The organism is Paenibacillus sp. PL2-23 (assembly GCF_040834005.1).
In the GTDB taxonomy this organism is placed as follows: domain Bacteria; phylum Bacillota; class Bacilli; order Paenibacillales; family Paenibacillaceae; genus Pristimantibacillus.
On record NZ_CP162129.1, the window covers coordinates 3636226 to 3655888 of the forward strand.

Consider the following 19663-nt stretch of genomic DNA (forward strand, 5'->3'; position numbering starts at 1 on the left):
TGTTTCACCTCATAGCGTTACGAGTGGTCTAGCATTAGAATAAAGGGGTTAGGCTAGCCGCCAATTCCTCATATTTACGGTAGATCTCTTTGTATTTCCTGCTGACCTCATCATTTGGAAGAACGGCTTGGCCCATCGGTATATTGTGTTTAATATCCTCGAAGCGCTCTTCTGCCCCAATCCCGACTAAAGCCGTCCAAGCTGCGCCCCATGCTGAGCTGTGATGATTTTCGGATACGTAGATTGCAGCGTCAAATACGTCTGCCATCATCTGAAGCCAGATGGGAGAACGGGCTAAGCCCCCGCTTACGTATATTTGCTTCGGAGGACCTGCCAACTTCTCCAGCACTTGACCGATCTGATACAGATTGAAGGTAATGCCTTCCAGAACGGCTCTTACATAATGCGCTTTTGTATGCGTCATCGTCATACCAAAGAAATTGCCTCGCGCTTTTTGATTCCAAAGCGGGGCCCTTTCGCCGTTAATATACGGCAGGAATAACAGCCCCTCGGCCCCCGGAGGAGTATGCTCCGCCTCAGCAAGAAAGCCTTCGTAGCTGCCGGAATCGTTCAGCAGCTGCTTCAACCACTGCAGTGCGATACCGCCATTGTTCGTCGGCCCGCCAATAATGTAGGAGTCCTCTGAAAAGGAATAACAAAACGTCTCTCCCCTTTGACTCACCTTCGCTTCGCGCGAGAACTGCCTGATCGCTCCGCTTGTTCCCACCGTTACGGCCACTTCACCGGCTAAGAGCGCCCCCGTACCCAGATTGGATAACTGGCCGTCGGCAGCTCCGATGACGAAGGGAACCGAAGGGGCGATACCCATTTCCTCTGCGATATCGACCTTAAGCTCTCCCAGCACAGTTGTCGGAGGCACGATTGCAGAGAGCTGATCCACGGAGATTCCCGCAAGCTCCAGCATTTCCTCATCCCACTCCAGAGTGTATGGATTAAATAGTCCCGTTGCCGATGCCATGGAATAATCGATAATTCGTTGTCCAAACCAGCAGTACAGGATATATTCCTTAATGGACATGAAGAACGCGGCCTGACGGTAGGTCTCGATCATTTCCTCTTGCATCCATAGCAGCTTCATGAATGGCGTCATGGGATGGATTGGCGTGCCTGTCTTCGCGTACAAACGGCATCGCTGCTCCTCGGTCATCCGATCCACTTGCTCCGTCCCTCGCCCGTCTGACCAAATGAATGCGGCAGACAACGGCTGTCCCTGTTCATCCACTGGAACCAGCGAGTGCATAGCGGCGGAGAAGCCAACCGCTATGAGATGCTCTCTATCTATAGCTGCCTTGCTGATTGCTTCGTTTACAGCTTGAACCGTCAATCGCTCAATCTTCACGGCATCCTGCTGCACCCAGCCCTGCTGCGGATATTCGGATTCAATCATTCGTTCCGCTTCAGAGACGAGATGACCGACTTTGTTAAATAGACAGGCCTTCACGCTTGTTGTTCCAATATCAAGTCCCATTACGTAGGTTGACATGCGAGTACCTTCCTTTTTTACAAATCAAATAATGAATCCAGCTTACAGGTTAAGAGCTTTGTTCATACTGCCGCTCCTGTAGCCGAGCAGATCCAACGTCACATATTTGTAGCCATATGCCTGCAAACGTTCAACAATGGCTTCATGATTGGACAGCACAGCAGCCATATCACCCGGCTCTACTTCAATGCGCGCAATATCCTGATGCGTCCTCACACGAACCTGGCGAATCTGAAGAGATTTCAAATAAGCCTCAGCCCGCTCCACCTTTTGCAGCTTCTCGTTGGTAATGGTTTCTCCGTAAGCAATCCGTGACGACAGGCAGGCAAAGGAGGGCTTGTTCCACGTCGGGAGCCCAAACGCGCTCGACAGCTCCCGAATCTCCTCCTTGAATAAGCCAGCTTCCAGCAGAGGCCCTCGAATACCTCTTTCCTTGGCGGCCTGCATGCCCGGGCGGTGCTCATTCATATCATCCGCGATGACGCCATAAACAATATTGGAGAAGCCCCTTTCCTCAAGCAAAGGCAGCAAATGATCGAAGAGACTGCTTTTACAGAAATAGCAGCGGTTTTTGTTATTCTCTGCATACCCGGGAATCGCCAGCTCGGAGGTGGAAATGACCTCATGCCGCACCCCGATCAGCTCCGCAAGCCGCTCCGCTTCCTTTAACTCGCTGGTGGGATAGGTCTCGGAATCAGCCGTTACGGCGAGAACATGCTGGGCTCCCAATGTTTCTACGGCAGCCTTCAGCAGGAACGTGCTGTCTACACCTCCGGAGAAAGCGACCACAACGGATCCCATCTCGCGCAGTATCTCCTGCAGCCCAACATATTTATCCCTAGTCATTTTGCAGCCCCTCTCTAGATCGTCATGCTTCCAAAGCCGCCGTCCACACGCACGAGCGTGCCGGTGACAAAGCCCGACGCTTTATCCGACGCAAGCCAAACTGCGGCTCCTTGGAGCTCCTCCGGTGTTCCGAACCGATTCATCGGCGTATGTCTCATAATGGAGGCGACTCGATCCTCGCTCAATATCTTGCGGTTCTGTTCAGCTGGGAAAAATCCAGGTATAATCGCATTCACACGAACGCCCTGCTCCGCAAATTCGCGGGCAAGAAATTGCGTGACACTGTTCAAGCCTGCTTTGGAAACGGAATAGGTAAACACCCTGGACAATGGCGTTGTCGATGATACAGATGAGATATTAATAATGCTGCCTCTTCGCCCTTGCTCAATCATACGTTTGGCGAAAACCTGGCAAGTAAGGACGACCCCCTTCAGGTTGACGTCCATAATGTCATCCCACTCCTCCATTTCCAGCTCAAAGAACGGAGTTGGGCTGTTTTTGCCTGGTGCGTTCACCAAGATGTCGCAGCCTCCCGCCCAGTCTTCGATTGCCAAGGACAATTGTCCAAGCGACTCCTTGGAGCCGACATCGGCTTGGAAGGCCTGGGCGCTTCCTCCCGCAGCAGCTATTTCCTCTGCCACCGCTACCGCCTTTTCGTAATTCCGTCCTACGATTGCGACCTGCGCTCCGTGAGCAGCCAAGCCTGCCGCCATGGAAGAGCCCAGCACCCCGTTACCGCCCACTACAACAGCCGTTTTACCTGTCAAATCAAACAAATTCACCATTTCGCATTTCCCCCGCTATCTTTAGAATAAGTTGCCTTCTTGATTGAATTCCAATTCATAACAATCCTGAATAACTTCCATTTTCGGATGCCGCCGCACCTCGTCCAGCAGCGCTTCAGACACTTCAATCACGCCAAGCTCCAGCGTATTTTTGATCCGTACCATTCTGACTTGCTCGAAATGCAAAATATTACAAGTTTTAATGGAGGCCTGAATCGTCTCCCTGTCATTAGGCAAAGTCGTGGCAATTTTGGTTGGCGCAACGACAGTGGATGTCAAGCCGTTCGCATACGTTTTCTCGCGGTCCATTTTATCGACCAGCCGTTGCGTCGTGAAATCCGCTGTCCCAACGCCGTTAGCGTTGCCTTCGCTTTGCGGGGTCACATCCAGCACGGCCATTTTGTTCACATCGGGACCACCATGCGCATACGGAGTGGGATAACGTCCCGTAATGTTAGGATCCATACCGTCGCCGCTAATGTTTTTGCCAATCTCATCGATAATGAGAACATCAAGCTGGTCAAAATACAGCTTTGGAAGCAATACCTTGGCCTTAACGAGCAGGGCCGGCTCGTATTCTACAATTTCCTCCGGCGTCATCGTTTCGATGATGGCTACTTTGTCGAAAGCGTTCTCCACTGAGGCGACTCCGAACAGGAGCGGCTTATGCGCCATAATCATCTTGGCCATCGCCGGAACATTCTCAGCCATGTATTTAAAGCCGAGCTGATGACAAGCCTCCGCGCCTTTCTGCTTGCCAAGTCCAATGCTAATCATCTTCATCATGCCGCTTTCAACCGTGCCTCGAAACGCGGTATGAGGCTTGATTCGATTGATAACAACCATACCGTCCGCAGCCGCGGCGAATTGATCCACATACACAGGCAATCCATTAGGCAGCTCCCCGATCTGTACGACCTCCATCGAGGATCTGATCTCGCAGCCAACCGTCTCTCTTGTAATCCCTAGATGCGCCAGCACCTCTCGCTGACCCTCAGCTGTCGCTCCGCCATGGCTTCCCATGCTTGGCACGATAAAGGGCTTTGCACCAGCGTCTTGCAGGAACTTCACTGTAACAGCCGTAATCTCTACAAGCCGGTCAAGTCCTCTGCTGCCCACGGCAATGGCGATTTCCATACCAGGCCATATTTTTTCTGAAATGGCATTGCGTTGCAGCTTGGGCAGCAGCTCGGCTGCCAGATCCTCGATCTTGGTCTCGTCGAAATTCACTTTAACCTTGGCCATCCTTGGAATTGGAATATCCTTCACAAGCTCCTGCAGAATCCCCATTATACGCTCTCGCTCCCTTTCATGTCCGCATCTCATAATTAATTCGTTTACTAAACTAATTAAATATAGTATAAATGTATCAACACTCAATTTTTTTGTCAATTCTATCTTTAGGCCAATGGAGGATTATACATTGATGGCTACAGGCGATGCTTCCTATATCAAAAAAATGAATCGCTCCCTGATCATAAAACATATTTTGCAAGAGGGGATGATCTCCCGCGCTGAACTGGCCAAAGCCACCAACTTAACGCGAGCAACCATCTCAGCTCAGGTCTCCGATCTGCTTGATGAAGGGTTGGTCATTGAAAAAAATACGGAATACAACCTTGTGGGCCGCAAGCCGATTATGCTCTCCATCCATGCAGAGGCGGGTTATGCCCTGGGCATCGATCTGGAGCGAAATCGGATCTCGTTCGCCTTGGCCAATCTGCAAGGCTCCATCGTTGCAACGGAGACGATTCCATTAGAATCCACCATGTATGAGCATATTCTGAAGCAGCTCCTCGCTTCAATTCGAGCCTACCAAGAACGGTACGCCTCCTGCAGGTACGGTATTATTGGCATTGTGATTGGCATACACGGTCTCGTAACCACAGATGAGGTCATACACTATGTTCCTTCCTTTCATTGGCATGACGTCGCGTTAAAATCGGATCTCGAGAAGGAACTGAGAGTCGTTGTTCACTTGGAGAACAACGCTAATCTCAGCGCGTTCGCGGAGCGTACATTTTTCCATCACGAAACGGATAATTTGCTTTGCGTGACCTTTTATTCAGGCATTGGACTAGGCATGATGATTAACCAAGCTTTTTTCCGAGGGCAAGATGGATTTGCCGGCGAGATCGGCCATATGATTCTCGTGCCTGGCGGTCACAGCTGCAATTGCGGCAATAAAGGCTGCTGGGAGAAATACGCTTCCGAGGCAAGTGTTTTTCAGCAATTGAGCTCAGATAAGAATGGCGCTCCCGTCACCTATGAGCAGATTCGCCAATGGCTGAAGGAAGGGGATCCCGCTGTACAGGAAGCTATGAAAGCCTATATGTATTACCTGTCCATCGGGTTAAACAACATTATTAATATTTATAATCCAGAGGTCATCGTGCTCGATAGCGAGTTATTGCGTCTGTATGAGAACCCCTTGGACGAGATCCGTCAGCATATGCATTCTCGAATCTGCCATTACCGTGAGATGAAATTATCCTCATCCGGCAAACAGTCTTGTGTTCTTGGCGCATGCGCTCTGGCCATTCAGAAATTTCTCCAAGTGCCCACCTTGAATTTACACAGGGAATAGCAACAAGCAACCCAAAAAACTCTCCCTGAACGGCTTAGGTCTGTTCAGGGAGAGTTTTTGCTTGCAGACGATTCATAAGCATGAAGGATGGACGCCAGCAAGCCGGGAAATCGTCCCTCCAGATCCGCGCTGCGAAGCGATATGAGCCTTAGCGTTCCGCAGCTTCGCACATTGACCACTCCCGCTTCCCGAAGCGTTCGAATATGATGCGACAGCGTCGACTTCGCAATGGGCAAGTCAAAGTCGCCGCAGCTGCATTCCTCAGCTGCCTTCAGCTTGGCAATGATCATCAGCCGCAGCGGATCGCTTAAAGCATATAAAACAGCCGACAGATGTATATCCTCTGGCGCCGGATGAAGCAGCACTTTCATCGAAAGCACCCCATTTCAGGTTAGATAATTGCATTATAGCATAACACATGCTATGATTCTAAAGTTCGATAACTATCGAACTTTAAACCACGGAGGTGCACCACATGAAAAGCATACCGGCTTCCAGCAGCGCCATTGCCACGGAGCAGTCCTTTGCCCTGAAAGAAAATCTCGTCACAGCGATGCTTGGCTTGACTATTGTTCTCGTCATCATGAACACCATGATGTTTAATCTGGCATTGCCAGCCATTTCGCAGCAATTCCAGCTGACCGCATCCTCAACCTCGTGGATTGTGACAGGCTATTCCATCGTATTCGCCATTTCTTCTATTACTTACAGCCGTCTGGCTGATTTTATCCCGATCCGAAGACTGTTCATCATCGGCCTGTTGTCGCTCGGCATAGCGGCGATTATCGGCTTATTCAGCAACGGCTTCATGATGCTGATTATGGTGAGGCTCCTGCAAGCCTCAGGCGCGGGCTCTATTCCTTCACTGTCCCTCGTGCTGATCTCCAGGTATATCCCATTGGAGCGTCGAGGCAAAGCCATGGCTCTTATCATGTCATCCGTCTCGCTGGGACTTGGCTTCGGCCCCGTTGCCGGCGGAGCTATTGTACAATACTTGGGCTGGCAGCTCCTATTCGCTGTAACGGCGATTACCGTATTGCTTGTTCCGCTCTTCTTCAAGCTTATTCCCAAGGAATCCGCGAAGGAGGGCACCTTCGACGCATTAGGCGCTTTGCTTATAGGCATAGGCACAACAGGACTACTTCTCTTCCTGACCAACCAATCGTGGCTTGCGCTTGCTGTCGGGCTGCTCACGCTCATCCTGTTCATCCTGCGCATCCGTACGGCCAGCCATCCATTCGTGCTGCCTGCCCTCTTCCACAATCGATCCTATCTGATTCTGGGCGCGGTCGGCATTGCCGCTTATTTATGCAGCTTCGCCACGTTATATCTCATGCCCCAAATACTCGTCAAACAGTATGGGCTTAGCGCCATAGGTGCGGGATTGGTCGTATTCCCAGGCTCTATTCTGGCGATCCTCTTCTCCAGACGTGTGGGGCAATATATCGATGCTCGCGGGAACAGCTCCATCATCCGTTATATGCCATATGTCTTGCTGGGCTCCGTTGTGCTGTTTGCTCTGTTCCAGGGCGTATCCTACTGGGCTATATTATTGATCTACATGCTGCTTAGCACCAGCTTCACCATCTTGACGAGCGGCGTATCCAACGAGATGTCGCGACTCTTGAAGCCATCGCAGCTTGGCTCGGGTCTCGGGCTGTTCCAGCTGCTTCAGTTTTTCAGCGGCGCGTTCGGCGTCGCCCTGTCGGCCAGCGCCCTGATCTGGCAGAGCAAGCTTACTCTTGCTCAGGCCTACAGCAACATTTATTGGGGATTATCGCTTGTCGTAGCCGTTGCTATCGTATGCTCCATTGTCTATTCCCGCTTACGAGCAGCGTCGCCTATTACCGGGAAATAAACATCGAAAAGAACCTTGCATACGTTAAGCAAGGTTCTTTCCTGTCCGCGCTTTAGCCAAGCGATCGCGCTACACGGAAGCCGCAATTCCCTGTTGAGCTGTCTGGCGTATTGGAGCTTCGCGCCGCCACCCTGTAACGGTTGCAGTAGGAGCGATGGCATAAATACGAGCCTCCGCGCATGGAGCGCTTTTCTGTTTTTTTGGTGTAATGAGGATTTTTGGCAGGCGTCACTTGATGATAGGCGGGAGTGAAGCCATCAGAGCACCATTCCCACACGTTCCCGGATACATTATACAATCCATAGCCGTTCGGCTCGTACGCATCTACCGGCGCAGTACCGACGTAGCCGTCGCTTGCATTATTTTTGACCGGGAACTTACCTTGCCAAATATTGCATTGATGCTTCCCATCCTGCTTGAGCAGATCTCCCCAGGGGTACGTTTTTCTCTCCAGCCCCCCGCGCGCGGCATATTCCCATTCCGCTTCCGTCGGAAGCCGAACCCCGGCCCACTCGCAATAAGCTTGGGCATCATTCCACGAAATATGAATAACGGGATGATTCATTCGCTCCGAGATGCTGGAATCAGAGCCCTCAGGGGCCGCCCAGTATGCACCGTGAACAACAAGCCACCATGGAACAGCTTGAGGCACATTCGCCACCATCGCCTTCGTCTCCTCAGACACTAACAGATGGAACACATAGGACCAGCCGAAGCGTTCCGCTTCCGTTATATATCCCGTTGCGTCGACAAAAGCTTTGAAGTCTGCATTCGTTACTGCATATGGGCTGATCTGGAAGGCATCCATGGCCACCATTCGAGCAGGGCCCTCACCGTCTGCGGGAAAGCCTTCCGGGGAATCCGTCCCCATCATAAATTCGCCTGCGGGAATCGTCACCATGGAATCCCAGATCAATTGATCATGGCTGGTCAACGTTTGCTTTTGTTTGATCCGTGTAAGCGTAATTGGCTGAGAGGCGGCTGCATCGCCCCTGGATGCTGAGCAGCACGCCGGTTTGTTGTGGTTGTCCAATGTATGATCTCCTCCTGATTGTTTGACGAGAAACGCCATCTAGCCATAGAGAGCAATACCGATTAGCCCTGATGCCATAATAACGTAAACGGGATGCTTGCGGAAGATTAATAAAGCGGCAAGTGATCCAAGGAAGATCAGAATTTGCGAAGCCGTGAACCATGACAGATTGCCAACCAGGCCATTATTAACCGCAAATATGATAGCAGCGTAAATAATAAGACCCGTTATAATCGACCGTAAGCCATAGAAGGACGATTGCAGCCATTTGCTCTGATATATTTTGAAAAAAACGACGCCCACACATACGATAATGATTAAGGATGGCAGCACCATGCCTGCGGCAGCGACAATGGCTCCAAGCAGACCCGCCTCCTGGACGCCGATGAAGATGGCGATGTTCGTTGCAATGGGTCCCGGAGACATGCCCGCAATAGCTATAATATCCGTAAATTGCTGAGGGTCCAGCCAGCCATGGCGATTAACGGCCTCCTCCTGAATAAGCGGAATCATCGCGTAGCCGCCTCCGAAGGAGACCATCCCGATTAGAAAAAAAGTAACAAATAGTTCCAGAAGCACCTGCAGCATAGAGTAGCCCTCCGCCCTTTAAATCATATAATCAAATACCGGCTCTTGCTTCGCCAGCGGCGATTTGCGGCCCAGTCTCTGCTTTACAAATATAATGCCAATGCCAGCGGCCGCCCCGCCCACAATCAGCAATACCGGATGGATAAAGGAATGGCCGAAGTACATAATAATGACAGTAAGCACAATTAAGACGGCCGAGGTCTTATCCACTAATGCCGTTTTGCCGATCTTGATCGCGGCATAAGCGATCAGCGCCACAATAGTCGCTCTAATGGAGACAAACGCGGCCTCCATCTTGGGGTGTCCCTTCATTTGCAGGAAAAACAGCGACAGCAGCAAAATAATGCAAAAGGTAGGGAGCAGTATGCCGATCATAGCCGCCAGCGCGCCTCTAATTCCCGCTACCCGGTATCCGATAAAAGTCGCAGAATTAATGCCGATCGCGCCGGGAATCGACTCAGCTACGGCAAATATGTCCGCCACGTCCCGGGTTTCCAGCCACTTGCGCTTCTCTACAACCTCTCGCTCTATAACAGGAATCATAGCGTACCCGCCGCCAAACGTAACCGGCCCAATCTTCAAAAACGTAAAAAAGATCCTCCAAAGCAAGCCTTTTTCGTTTTTCATACCTGACATCCCCTATCTTTATTGCCTTATAGACCTAGTATACCATCTTTTTTTCATTTTGGAATCAAGTTTTTAAAAATCAGGCTATAAGAGTTGATGATAAGCATTATAAGGGATTCATATGATCGGTTTATACCGCTTAATGAGCATCGGAATAGTGGGGAATAACAAAGTTTTTTTAATTTTAGGAAAAAGAACGCACCCGCCTTGAACGACATAGCCTGCACCCGCCTTATCGGTTATCATTAGGGAAGCAATACAATATTCGCGATAAGCAGGGATCGAATGATGGATATAGCAGCAAACCGATTCACAACCAAAAAAGCGCTTTATGAGCGCATCGCCAAGCAAGGGACTGTCTCGAAAGCAGATCTCATGCCCTTATTTGACATCAAAACAAGTACCATGAACCGCTTATTGGATGAGCTCCTGTCCGAGAAGCTTATTATAGAGGCCGGATTCGGTCCCTCCAACGGGGGGAGAAAGCCGATTCTGTTCCAGATCAATCCTTCGTGGGGGTATTTCTTCGGGCTTGAAATTTCACGCTTCTACTCCACCTTGGGGCTGTTCGATATGGCGATGAATCCGATGTCCATCACGAGATGGAGAATGGATGAGGATATGACTCCCCAGAAATTCGTCAAGCAAGTCGCGACAACAGTCCGCGCGCTTCTGCTCGACCATCGCATAACGCTTGACCAGATCAAGGGAATGGGGATTGGCGCGGTCGGCCCTCTGGATCGCGATGCAGGCATCATTCTGAATCCGCTCTACTTCGAGGCGAAGGGCTGGACGAACGTGCCTATCTGTGAGCTGATTCGAGAGCAGACAGGAATCGAAGCGAAGCTGGACAACGGCGCCAACACGGCGCTGCTCGGCGAGCACTGGGCGATGCGGGAATCCCAGCTGCAGCATATGCTCTATGTGCATGTCGGCGTTAGCTTGCGTTCTTCGATGATGTCATACGGAGGTATTGTGCACGGCTCCGTTGACCGCGAAGGCTCCATTGGCCAGATGATTATTCAAGCGGATGGGCCTAGACTGCATGCCCACGGCAATTATGGCGCGCTTGAAGCTTATGTATCCATACAAGCCATTGAGCGGCTGGCGCAATCCGAGGCCAAGCTGGGGAGATCCGGCCTGATCAGCCGAGCTTCGGTTAAGCCAGAGGATATCAAATATGATCTGCTGTTAAATGAATTGAATATGGAAAATCCCAACACGCTGGAACTCTTCCTCAAGACAGCCAGACATTTGGGTATTGGGCTGGCCAATCTGATTAATATTTTTCATCCGGAATGCATCATTCTTGGTGGGACTTTAATCAACTCGCATGAATCGTTTTATCGAACGGCTATTGAGGTTGCGATCGGCAATACCTATTATTATCCAGAATATACCCCCCTCTTCTCCAAAGGCCTGCTGAGAGAGGATGCCGTTGCCGCAGGAGCGGCGCTTATGATGTGGAAAGGCTTGAATGTGTAGACAGCTTAGTAATTTGAGCAAGGGCATTCTGTTATCGTACGATTTGATCCAATTGGTAATATCATGAAGTTTGTTCAGCATCATGAATATGTTTATCAACAATATCTATACGGCAGCCATTTCGTTCACATTACATTCGCCTTTTCCATAGGAACATGTACAAATAGTACAGCATGCAAAAATAAACCAGCGGATAGCTCAGTGTGATGAGTATTAGACCTGATGGATAGGAGGGATAATGATTCAATAGCTCCATCCCTTGATAAGCTGGCGGCAGCAGCCAGAAAACAACGGCAAAGCTCTCTCCGATCTCTTCAATTATACCTTCTCTTGCAAGCGTCACTATTAGAACCAATAATATCGACGCAATCGTAAAGCTCGCACTTTTAAAAAAGTGATAGTTAAAGAACAAAGCAAGGAGTAAGCCTAACAGTGACAATTCGATGTGGACAATAAGCGCCAGCAGCAATTGCTGAGCACTGACGGTTTCTTCGAACATATGAGTAGCAACCGGATACAAAAGCGCAAATAAATCAATTATTAAGCAGCAAAAGCAGATAGCAGCCGTCTTACCCCATAAATAAGTCCGTACGCTTCCTGCATGAATCGAAAGAATTTGCCCGTGCGTCACTTCAATGGAGCTTAAAAAGCTGTAGCAAACCCAGGCAGAAGCAAAATATACAATGATGGAGGAAACGGAGTAGCTGGCCATAACAGGATTGGGTCGATAGGAATAAAGCATCATGATACTGATTACGCTGAATAACAATGGAGGGAAATAGCGATACGATCGTATGTAGCCCTTCAATAAGAAGGTTATGAGATGTAAGATCATTCTGACCCTCCCTTTCGGGTATGAAGCCTGTCCATACAATGAACGGACAAAATAGAACATTTCTGCTTCAGTAATTCCAATAGAATGATATCTCGAAACTCTTCCTTCACGAATATCTCGTTCCCGTCCTCATATTTCACAATAGATCCTGAAGACATCAAACTCATGACAAAGGAAGGAACACCGCCGATGCCAGCCGGTAATGCATATACGATGTGATAGACTGCCTCTTCTATATGTACATAATTAGAATGATCAGATTGGATACGACCATTACGAATGGTCACTATTCTATCCGCCAATTGATCCAATAGATTGGATTCATGACACGTCATGATAATCGTTATACCTTCATTCTTAAAGGTTTGAAGCATTCGGGCCAGCTCCTCTTGAGATGCAGCATCCAGACCAGACAATGGTTCATCCAATATTAATACGTTTGGTTTTCCCAAGACAGCCTGCATCAGATTCACCTTCTGAGCCATACCCTTTGAGAAATTTGTTATAGGATAGGTTTCTTGCAGTGAAAACCGTCCAAGCAATTCCTTTATCCGATTATTCAGAATCGGCTTCGGCATGTGCTGAATTCGCCCCATTGCATACAAATATTCTTCCGCACTGAAACGCAGCTTTGGAAAATGTTCTGGAGCATACCCGATCTTGGTATAGGGCTTCAATATGATTTGACCGCTAGAAGCCTTCACAAGGCCGGCTATCAGCTTAAGCAACGTAGACTTGCCCGATCCATTATGGCCAACAATAGCAAGGCATTGCTTGCTTTCAATTGCCAAGCTGATACGATCCAATACGGGATTGCCTCTCGTAAACGACTTGCCCACCTGCTTGAGTTCAATTATTGGGTCTATCACGCAAATCATCCTCGTCAAAGTTATCGTCTTCATCAGCGCCATTGAAATACAATAACTTTTCTTTTTGAAGCCAAGCCTTCAGATCCTTTTTATCCATCGGATATTCCAGCTCTAGATAGGAATGCTTTTTCAAAAAAGCAACACCTTTTTCGGTTAGCTTTGCCGGCCTTAAAGACAGTTTATCACCGACTCTTAGCACACGCTCCACGAAGCCTTTGTCCTCAAGAAGCCTAATCATTCTATCAAATTGGTAGTCCCTTAATCCATATGTAGAAAAAGTTTCAAACGTTTTATGATTGATATCTCGCAAAATACTATATCCTACTCTCAACCACACACCCCCATGACATCAATTGTAATTTATTACAATTGACTACTCAATCATATATCATCCTAATTTCAGATGCACGAGAATACACGATTGTCATGGGACACATAAAATCCTGGGCACGAGTACCCAGGATTTTATGTGTTTTATCTCTTATTCAATTTATCTTTTATTTGCCGCCATATGTGCGCTGGTAAGATGTGTTGTACATATCGCGCAGGTCATGAGCACCAAGCTTCAAGCATTGATCGATAAACGACTTGATCGTCTCATCATTAATTGGTGTCCTTCCGGCGATAAATTCAGAGATTTTTTGATCGATATACGTATCCAGATTGGTTTTCTTCGCCTTCATCAGCTCCGTTTCCTCGGCCGTCATGACCAGAGCTTTCGGAGCTTCCACCAGCTTAGGCAAGTATAGATCCTCGATGCGTTGAGCGTCTTCGTTCAGAATCTCCGCGTCACGGGATTTGCCGAAGTCCATTGCTACCCCAGGATACCAGATGCCATAATCGCCGCGAAGGATGGTGTAGGGCCCAGGACCAAGCGATTCCAGAAACTTTCCTTTACCGTCAACAAACTCGTAGGTTTCTCCTTCAATACCCAAGGACAAATAATTAGACCCCTCCTCGCCAAGGAGATAATCCAGGAACCGAACAGCAACCTCGGGATTTTTTACTTTACCTGAAATAGTGATACCGGAGCCTCCAACCATGTTGCGGGCAAATAAATAAGGTTCCTTGCCGTCAGCTGCAAAAAGCGGGATTGTATCCATCTTGTAACCGTCTATGAGACCTGCCTTTTCCGCGTTATTGTTGAATAGCTGCACACGCGCCTTCCAGAACCAGCTAACCAGCCCTTTGCCGGACAACATGCGTTCCTCCCACTGGGCGGGCTTCATGATCAGAAACTCAGGATCCAGCAGCTTCTCGTTGTACAGCTTGTTCATGTACTCAAGTGTTTCCTGAAAACCGGGCTGCTCAGGCGCAAACTTGTATACCTCCTCCTTCGAGTCGAACGATACGAATCCGCTTAGTCCTGTAAATGCCGACAGGAACGGCGTGAACAAGCTGTCTGCGTTCATATGGGAGGCCTTCTCCGGCACCAGCGGGTACGTATCGGGATGATGCTCCTTAAGTGTCTTCAGCATGTGGTAAAACTCATCGGGATTGGTCGGATCCTCAATGCCGTATTTATCCATCAAATCTCTTCGAACGATCCATGAGAAGTTAAACCCCTTGCCCTCAATGATTGGCACGCTGTAGATTCCGCCGTCCGAGCCCGTTACAACCGCCTCAGCTTCCGGATACTGCTCGTAGAACCGCTTCAAATTCGGCGCCTGATCCATATATTTGCTAAGATCAAGGAAGACCCCGTCTGGTCCATATGTCCGCGCATCGGTATGACTAACCAACATATAGTCGGGAACAGAATTGGTCGCGATCAGAATTTGCTGTTTCTCAGCCCAGCCATCGGCAACGGGCTCGAATTCGACCCCCACATTCGTAGCCTCGCGAATCCTCTCGAATATCGGCCAATCGTTACGAACCGGCGCCTCCTTGCGATCCGCCACCAGCCACTTGAACGTAATAGGCTTCTCTGAAAGCCAAGTGGATCCGGACGAGTCCGACGGAGCGGCTGAAGCGGCCTCATGTGGCGATGCCGATGGCGTTCCGCTGCCGGCATTATTGCCGCTGCAAGCGCTGGCCAGCATGACCGCCGCGGTCATTGCTGCAGTTGTTAGGATCCCCTTCTTCCATACCTTCTTCATGTTCTTTGCCTCCCCTTCTATTTCCCATTGTATAGGATAGCCCGAGATGCCGACATCGGAATTACCCCTTGATGCCGCCGATCATGGCGCCTTGCACGAAGTACTTCTGAATAAACGGATACACACATAGAATAGGCAGCGTCGAGATGACAATAAGGGAATATTTGACCGTCTCGACAAAGGTTCCGTCCTCCTCTGCATAAGCGTCAGAGGAATTGCCAATGATGATGATTGTTCTTAGCAGTATTTGTAGCGGATACATATCCCGCTCGCTTAAATACAGCATGGCGTCAAAAAATGAATTCCACTGCCCCACCGCGGTAAACAAGCCGATCGTTACCAGAACCGGAATGGACAGAGGCATTACGATACGAAACAATACACCAAGCGGCCCACAGCCGTCGATTGTGGCGGCATCCTCCAGCTCAGGGGGAAGCGCCTCAAAAAAAGTGCGCATGATGAACAAATACCAGGTGCTCACAAGCGTGGGAATGACCATAGCCCATATCGTATTCAGCATGCCCAGCTTCTGAACAATTAAGAAGGTGGGAATAAGTCCGCCGCTGAACAGCATCGTAAATGCGATCATTAACAGCAAAAACCGTTTGCCGGGCAAGACCCGCCTCGCCAGCGGATAGGCCAGCATGCTGGTTACCAGGAGGGTAAGAATGGTTTGGACTATCGTATATCGAATCGTGTTCCAATAACTGATCCAAAGATCGGATCGGGACAAGATGCGTTCATAAGCAATCCACGTCCACTCCTGAGGAAACAGCTTCACCGCCCCGCTCTGGACCAGCGCCGGATTGCTGACCGACGCCGAGAAAACATACAGCACGGGATACACCGTAACGGCCACAAGTAATAGCATCAAAAAAATATTAATTCCATCAAAAATACGGGACGACACGGAAACTCTCAATTGGTTTCGTCCTCCTTTACCACAAGCTGGTTTCCGAATATTTGCGCGCTAACCGATTAGCTACGATGACAAGCACGAAGCCAACCGCTGACTGGAACAACCCTACCGCTGTAGCAAAGCTGAAATCCGCGCCGAGCACGCCTCTTCGGTAGACAAACGTATTAATGACGTCCGCCGTCTCGTACACCATCGGGTTGTAGAGCAGGATGATTTTCTGATAGCCGATCTCCAGCATATTGCCCAGATTCAGCACGAACAATATGACGATGACGGGTACCATGCCAACAAACGTGACATGCTTGATTTGCTGAAATCGATTGGCACCATCCATTTTAGCCGCCTCGTATAAGGTTGGATCGATACCGGATATAGCCGCCAGGTAAAGAATGGTCCCCCAGCCAAGATGCTGCCACACGGCTGAGCCAACGTATACCGTTCGGAACCACTCCGGCAGGCCGAGAAACATAATCCTCTCGAAGCCCAGCCACTCAAGCAAATGATTGACGATGCCCGTTTGCGGCGACAGAAAGGTTACCACCATACCCACAATCACAACCGTCGATAAAAAATGCGGCATGTAGCTGATGGTCTGGACAATGCGCCGGAACAGCGCGTTCCTCAGCTCGTGCAGTAGAATGGCCAATAGAATGGGCGCCGGGAAGTGGAATAGCAGGTCATACACGTTAAGCAGCAGCGTGTTCCGCACAAGCTTCCAGGCATCCGGAGTTTCATAGAAAAAGGAAATGAAATGCTTCAGTCCAACCCACTCGCTGCCAAACACCCCCCTGGCTACTGAATAATCCTGAAAGCCAATCAAAATGCCGTACATGGGAATGTACTTAAAAATGATGTAATACAGCAGCCCTGGCAGCATTAACAAATAAAACACTTTCAACTTGCGAACAAGACGCCAGGTGTAACTCGCCCTTAGCCGAAAGCCCGATGCCGACTCCGCCGCCTTGACCGTCTCTGAATGTGATGAGGCAGCTATCGTGATCCCCTCCTTGACATGTCGATAGGATGATTTGTACGGCTCTATCGTAGCAAGCTGGCCGGAACGTCGTATAGGGATCATTTTTGTAGACGACACCATATATGATATAGCCTCTGGTTGAGCGGCCTGGCAAACATAAGGGGCGTAATTTGCGTAGTTCGATATGGGGGAAAATGGACCCTTGCGGCGAGAAGCCTCAGATGAAAAACACCGCATGTCTCTGTAGAGGCAAGCGGTGTTTCCCGGTTATAGTTCGTTCCTGCATGCATCTCGAAACTTGCCGGGCGTAATGCCCACTAGCTTGCGGAATGTCTTGATAAAGGAATTGCGACCCAAATAACCAACGTCGGTTGCGATATCGTCGATCTTCATATCGGTCTCGCGAAGCAGCTTCTGAGCGGCGTCGATCCGGCAGCGGGTCAAATAATCGATATACCTGTCGCCAATCGCTTCTTTAAAGCTTCGGCTGAAATGGCCCACGGACATCTTCATGCCTCCAGCTAACTGCTCAATGGTCAGGTCCTCAGCATAATGCGAACGAATATATTCTGCCACCTCCTGGAATTGCTCTGAACGGCTTCTGGGTTCACTCTCAACGAACAGCTCCGAGGCGGTATCGTAAAAAAATTGCCGGAGCTCCTCCCAGGTGAAGCATTCCTCTAACCGCTTGTAAAGGGAAGCATATTGCTCCAGGCTGAAGTCGTGGCGGTTGTCCGAGGCAACCGCCCGTATCCACGCATTAAGCATATCTGCGCTTAGTTGCTTGACAGAATGCGCTGGTGCTTTAAGCTTCTCCGCTTGGTCAATCCTCTCCAGAGCCAGCACCAGTATATTGTCATATTGATTCGCCCGATACCAAGCCAGAAGCTGTCCAATCTGCTCGGCGGGCAGAAAGCTGTCAAATGCAGTCCGTTCCTCAGAATCAGTTAGGCCGCTATAGACCATTACGCTGTCATCCAGACTTTTGAGCCGCAGCATCCGCTTGCCCCGTGTGTAAGATTGATGCAGCTCCGCCATCGTCGACACTGGATATCCAACACCAATCGCGGCACGGTACCTGTCGCTTTGACTCCTTAGCAGCACAGCGATTTCGTCTGCCTTCGCCAAGAGCTCCCGAGTCGTATTTTCGCCGTCCCTTAGCTGTGGAATGCAGACCAGTAAATTCTTATGCAGTGAACATAACCAGACTGCTTCCTTCAGCAGCCGCTCCAATCGACTCTTCAGATCAATCATCATATAGGATTTAGCTGTCTCTGTAATATCCGGTGCGTACACAAGCTCGATGCAGAGCGCCGCAAGCTCACATTGCTTATGGGCCCGAAAGCCAATTTCCTTCGCGTAATATGCGATTGAGAGCTCATCTCGAAATTCGCCAAGAAGGATCTTGCCCAAAAATATCTCATGCATGATCGGAGACATTCCATCGATCTGAACAGACATATCCCGATGCTCCGACATAAGATGCTTGGCCCATGTTCTAATCTTCTCAAGCTCGTTCCCAGTCGCGTCATACGGCAGGTTCGCCTTGCGGCGTCCGATCTCCAGCTCCTCCTTAATTTCCCGGATCGGTATATACATCTTCTTGCTGGCGAGGTAGGAAAGCAACACGCCCGCGAGCCCGAGCAGCAACAGCAGCAGCACGCTGCCTCGTTTTATGTGATCCCCCGTCCGATTGAGCTCTTTGATGTCCGTCAATCCGATGTAGAACCAATCATGGCGACCAAGCTGCAGGCCCAACGCCCTCCATTCCCTGTCCCCCGCCCGAATTTGCACCTCCGAGCCGTTCGCCGAGGTGATCGCCCTCATCAGATCGTCGCTGTTCGGCATCCCCTGGCCCGTGTAGCTCAGCACCTCTCCGCTTCGACTAAAAATTGCCGTCTCGAACAGCTTGCTGCTGCGGATTTGGATCTGGTCTCGGAGACGCTCTACATCAATATTTACAACCAGATAAGCCGTTGGATGGGGTGAATTATAGGGATAGCTCATCATCGCCGAGGTGTACCTGCGGGAGTTAAGTGGCACATCTCCGTAAAGGGCAAACTCCTCGATCGTTTGCACATTGGTGAAATCCATCATTTTTTTACCGCTGAACAAGGCCTTTACTTGCTCGTCGTCCATCCCGTCAATATGATTGATATACGAGAAAAAAACTTCCCTGTCGAAGCTCCCAGTAGGATGCACGACCAAATCATGTCCAGTCAGCACGAAATAAGCATCTTCCGCGAGAGGATGTCCCGCCACCATCGCGGACATCTGCGACATAAACGCTCCGAGCAGCTCATTGCGATCCATGGAATCGGAATACTGGTCCTGCATTCGCAAATAATGGTCCAGACCGGAGTAACCGAGCAGCTTGATCATGTCGTTCTGCAGCGCATTAATCATCTCGTCAGTCCTATCCGCAAAATGGGCGATGACGGTCTGACTCGACTTCTCCATCTCGCGCTCCAGCAGATCCGTCACATAGGTATAGATAAACAGGCTGGCTAATATGGAAGGAACAAGGATGAATACGAGAAATGTTAAAAAAAATCGCCAGAACATATTCATTCTGCGGATTCCCGAAAAAGTGAGTTTACCTAACATATGCCGTCCCTCCAATACCTATTGACTTTAGTTAAACACGATTAA

At 49.7% G+C, this 19663-nt stretch carries 18 protein-coding genes; 3 read left to right on the forward strand and 15 right to left on the reverse strand.

What is annotated here, in order from left to right; genetic code table 11:
- Positions 1-34: 34 nt before the first annotated feature.
- Genes AB1S56_RS15970 through AB1S56_RS15985 form a run of 4 tightly spaced genes read right to left on the reverse strand, consistent with a single transcriptional unit; the run spans position 35 to position 4425 of the window.
- Positions 35-1504 carry a gluconokinase gene (locus tag AB1S56_RS15970; protein ID WP_340872211.1) on the reverse strand — a complete coding sequence of 490 codons (1470 nt, stop codon included), beginning with the start codon at positions 1502-1504 and terminating at the stop codon, positions 35-37.
- 42 nt (positions 1505-1546) lie between these two features.
- Positions 1547-2350, reverse strand: a complete 804-nt coding sequence (larE, locus tag AB1S56_RS15975) for an ATP-dependent sacrificial sulfur transferase LarE (RefSeq protein WP_340872210.1) — start codon at positions 2348-2350, stop codon at positions 1547-1549.
- Positions 2351-2364: 14 nt separating this feature from the next.
- On the reverse strand, positions 2365-3135 hold the full coding sequence (locus AB1S56_RS15980; protein ID WP_340872209.1) for an SDR family oxidoreductase: 771 nt from the start codon (positions 3133-3135) through the stop codon (positions 2365-2367).
- A gap of 21 nt (positions 3136-3156) precedes the next feature.
- Positions 3157-4425: a lactate racemase domain-containing protein gene (locus AB1S56_RS15985; protein WP_340872208.1), complete on the reverse strand. Its 1269-nt coding sequence runs from the start codon at positions 4423-4425 to the stop codon at positions 3157-3159.
- A 136-nt stretch (positions 4426-4561) separates the two neighbouring features.
- On the opposite strand from AB1S56_RS15985, the gene AB1S56_RS15990 reads away from it, so the two are divergent.
- Positions 4562-5722, forward strand: coding sequence for an ROK family transcriptional regulator (locus AB1S56_RS15990; protein WP_340872206.1), 1161 nt, complete (start codon positions 4562-4564; stop codon positions 5720-5722).
- A gap of 44 nt (positions 5723-5766) precedes the next feature.
- On the opposite strand, the gene AB1S56_RS15995 is transcribed toward AB1S56_RS15990, so the two are convergent.
- Positions 5767-6093 (reverse strand): helix-turn-helix domain-containing protein, encoded by a 327-nt coding sequence (locus AB1S56_RS15995; RefSeq protein ID WP_340872205.1) that lies wholly within the window; start codon positions 6091-6093, stop codon positions 5767-5769.
- 104 nt (positions 6094-6197) lie between these two features.
- Here AB1S56_RS15995 and AB1S56_RS16000 point away from each other — a divergent pair, with 104 nt between their 5' ends.
- On the forward strand, positions 6198-7580 hold the full coding sequence (locus AB1S56_RS16000; RefSeq protein ID WP_340872203.1) for an MFS transporter: 1383 nt from the start codon (positions 6198-6200) through the stop codon (positions 7578-7580).
- 52 nt (positions 7581-7632) lie between these two features.
- Here AB1S56_RS16000 and AB1S56_RS16005 read toward each other — a convergent pair whose 3' ends face one another.
- The 3 genes from AB1S56_RS16005 to AB1S56_RS16015 all read right to left on the reverse strand — a co-directional run bounded on the left by AB1S56_RS16005 (position 7633) and on the right by AB1S56_RS16015 (position 9828).
- Positions 7633-8481: a formylglycine-generating enzyme family protein gene (locus tag AB1S56_RS16005; RefSeq protein ID WP_340872248.1), complete on the reverse strand. Its 849-nt coding sequence runs from the start codon at positions 8479-8481 to the stop codon at positions 7633-7635.
- 171 nt (positions 8482-8652) lie between these two features.
- Positions 8653-9201 (reverse strand): chromate transporter, encoded by a 549-nt coding sequence (locus AB1S56_RS16010; protein WP_340872202.1) that lies wholly within the window; start codon positions 9199-9201, stop codon positions 8653-8655.
- 18 nt (positions 9202-9219) lie between these two features.
- Positions 9220-9828, reverse strand: a complete 609-nt coding sequence (locus tag AB1S56_RS16015; RefSeq protein WP_340872200.1) for a chromate transporter — start codon at positions 9826-9828, stop codon at positions 9220-9222.
- 285 nt (positions 9829-10113) lie between these two features.
- Between AB1S56_RS16015 and AB1S56_RS16020 the strand changes: the two genes are divergently transcribed.
- Positions 10114-11313, forward strand: coding sequence for an ROK family protein (locus AB1S56_RS16020; RefSeq protein WP_340872198.1), 1200 nt, complete (start codon positions 10114-10116; stop codon positions 11311-11313).
- Positions 11314-11443: 130 nt separating this feature from the next.
- Here AB1S56_RS16020 and AB1S56_RS16025 read toward each other — a convergent pair whose 3' ends face one another.
- The 7 genes from AB1S56_RS16025 to AB1S56_RS16055 all read right to left on the reverse strand — a co-directional run bounded on the left by AB1S56_RS16025 (position 11444) and on the right by AB1S56_RS16055 (position 19618).
- The gene (locus tag AB1S56_RS16025; RefSeq protein ID WP_340872197.1) at positions 11444-12148 is read right to left on the reverse strand and encodes a hypothetical protein; all 705 of its coding nucleotides are present in this window, start codon (positions 12146-12148) and stop codon (positions 11444-11446) included.
- Positions 12145-12954, reverse strand: coding sequence for an ABC transporter ATP-binding protein (locus AB1S56_RS16030; protein WP_340872195.1), 810 nt, complete (start codon positions 12952-12954; stop codon positions 12145-12147). Before AB1S56_RS16030 ends, AB1S56_RS16025 begins: the two co-directional genes overlap by 4 nt.
- 43 nt (positions 12955-12997) lie before the next feature.
- Positions 12998-13348, reverse strand: coding sequence for a hypothetical protein (locus AB1S56_RS16035; protein ID WP_340872194.1), 351 nt, complete (start codon positions 13346-13348; stop codon positions 12998-13000).
- 166 nt (positions 13349-13514) lie between these two features.
- Complete coding sequence (locus AB1S56_RS16040; protein WP_340872192.1) at positions 13515-15116, reverse strand: extracellular solute-binding protein; 1602 nt, start codon at positions 15114-15116, stop codon at positions 13515-13517.
- Positions 15117-15177: 61 nt separating this feature from the next.
- A complete protein-coding gene (locus tag AB1S56_RS16045) occupies positions 15178-15987 on the reverse strand; it encodes a carbohydrate ABC transporter permease (RefSeq protein ID WP_340872247.1) in 810 nt (269 codons plus the stop codon).
- A gap of 67 nt (positions 15988-16054) precedes the next feature.
- On the reverse strand, positions 16055-16912 hold the full coding sequence (locus AB1S56_RS16050) for an ABC transporter permease subunit (RefSeq protein ID WP_340872246.1): 858 nt from the start codon (positions 16910-16912) through the stop codon (positions 16055-16057).
- Positions 16913-17278: 366 nt separating this feature from the next.
- A complete protein-coding gene (locus tag AB1S56_RS16055) occupies positions 17279-19618 on the reverse strand; it encodes an AraC family transcriptional regulator (RefSeq protein WP_340872191.1) in 2340 nt (779 codons plus the stop codon).
- Between the last annotated feature and the right edge of the window lie 45 nt (positions 19619-19663).

Bases quoted from the DNA above. Each gene is read 5' to 3' on its own strand.
- larE (WP_340872210.1), bottom strand. From the start codon at position 2,350: ATGACTAGGGATAAATATGTTGGGCTGCAGGAGATACTGCGCGAGATG.
- AB1S56_RS16010 (WP_340872202.1), bottom strand. From the start codon at position 9,201: ATGCTGCAGGTGCTTCTGGAACTATTTGTTACTTTTTTTCTAATCGGG.
- AB1S56_RS16000 (WP_340872203.1), top strand. From the start codon at position 6,198: ATGAAAAGCATACCGGCTTCCAGCAGCGCCATTGCCACGGAGCAGTCC.
- AB1S56_RS16040 (WP_340872192.1), bottom strand. From the start codon at position 15,116: ATGAAGAAGGTATGGAAGAAGGGGATCCTAACAACTGCAGCAATGACC.
- AB1S56_RS15970 (WP_340872211.1), bottom strand. From the start codon at position 1,504: ATGTCAACCTACGTAATGGGACTTGATATTGGAACAACAAGCGTGAAG.
- AB1S56_RS16005 (WP_340872248.1), bottom strand. From the start codon at position 8,481: ATGGTGACGATTCCCGCAGGCGAATTTATGATGGGGACGGATTCCCCG.
- AB1S56_RS15995 (WP_340872205.1), bottom strand. From the start codon at position 6,093: ATGAAAGTGCTGCTTCATCCGGCGCCAGAGGATATACATCTGTCGGCT.
- AB1S56_RS16045 (WP_340872247.1), bottom strand. From the start codon at position 15,987: ATGCTATTACTTGTGGCCGTTACGGTGTATCCCGTGCTGTATGTTTTC.
- AB1S56_RS16025 (WP_340872197.1), bottom strand. From the start codon at position 12,148: ATGATCTTACATCTCATAACCTTCTTATTGAAGGGCTACATACGATCG.
- AB1S56_RS16050 (WP_340872246.1), bottom strand. From the start codon at position 16,912: ATGCTGCCAGGGCTGCTGTATTACATCATTTTTAAGTACATTCCCATG.
- AB1S56_RS15980 (WP_340872209.1), bottom strand. From the start codon at position 3,135: ATGGTGAATTTGTTTGATTTGACAGGTAAAACGGCTGTTGTAGTGGGC.
- AB1S56_RS16020 (WP_340872198.1), top strand. From the start codon at position 10,114: ATGATGGATATAGCAGCAAACCGATTCACAACCAAAAAAGCGCTTTAT.
- AB1S56_RS15990 (WP_340872206.1), top strand. From the start codon at position 4,562: ATGGCTACAGGCGATGCTTCCTATATCAAAAAAATGAATCGCTCCCTG.
- AB1S56_RS15985 (WP_340872208.1), bottom strand. From the start codon at position 4,425: ATGGGGATTCTGCAGGAGCTTGTGAAGGATATTCCAATTCCAAGGATG.
- AB1S56_RS16055 (WP_340872191.1), bottom strand. From the start codon at position 19,618: ATGTTAGGTAAACTCACTTTTTCGGGAATCCGCAGAATGAATATGTTC.
- AB1S56_RS16015 (WP_340872200.1), bottom strand. From the start codon at position 9,828: ATGAAAAACGAAAAAGGCTTGCTTTGGAGGATCTTTTTTACGTTTTTG.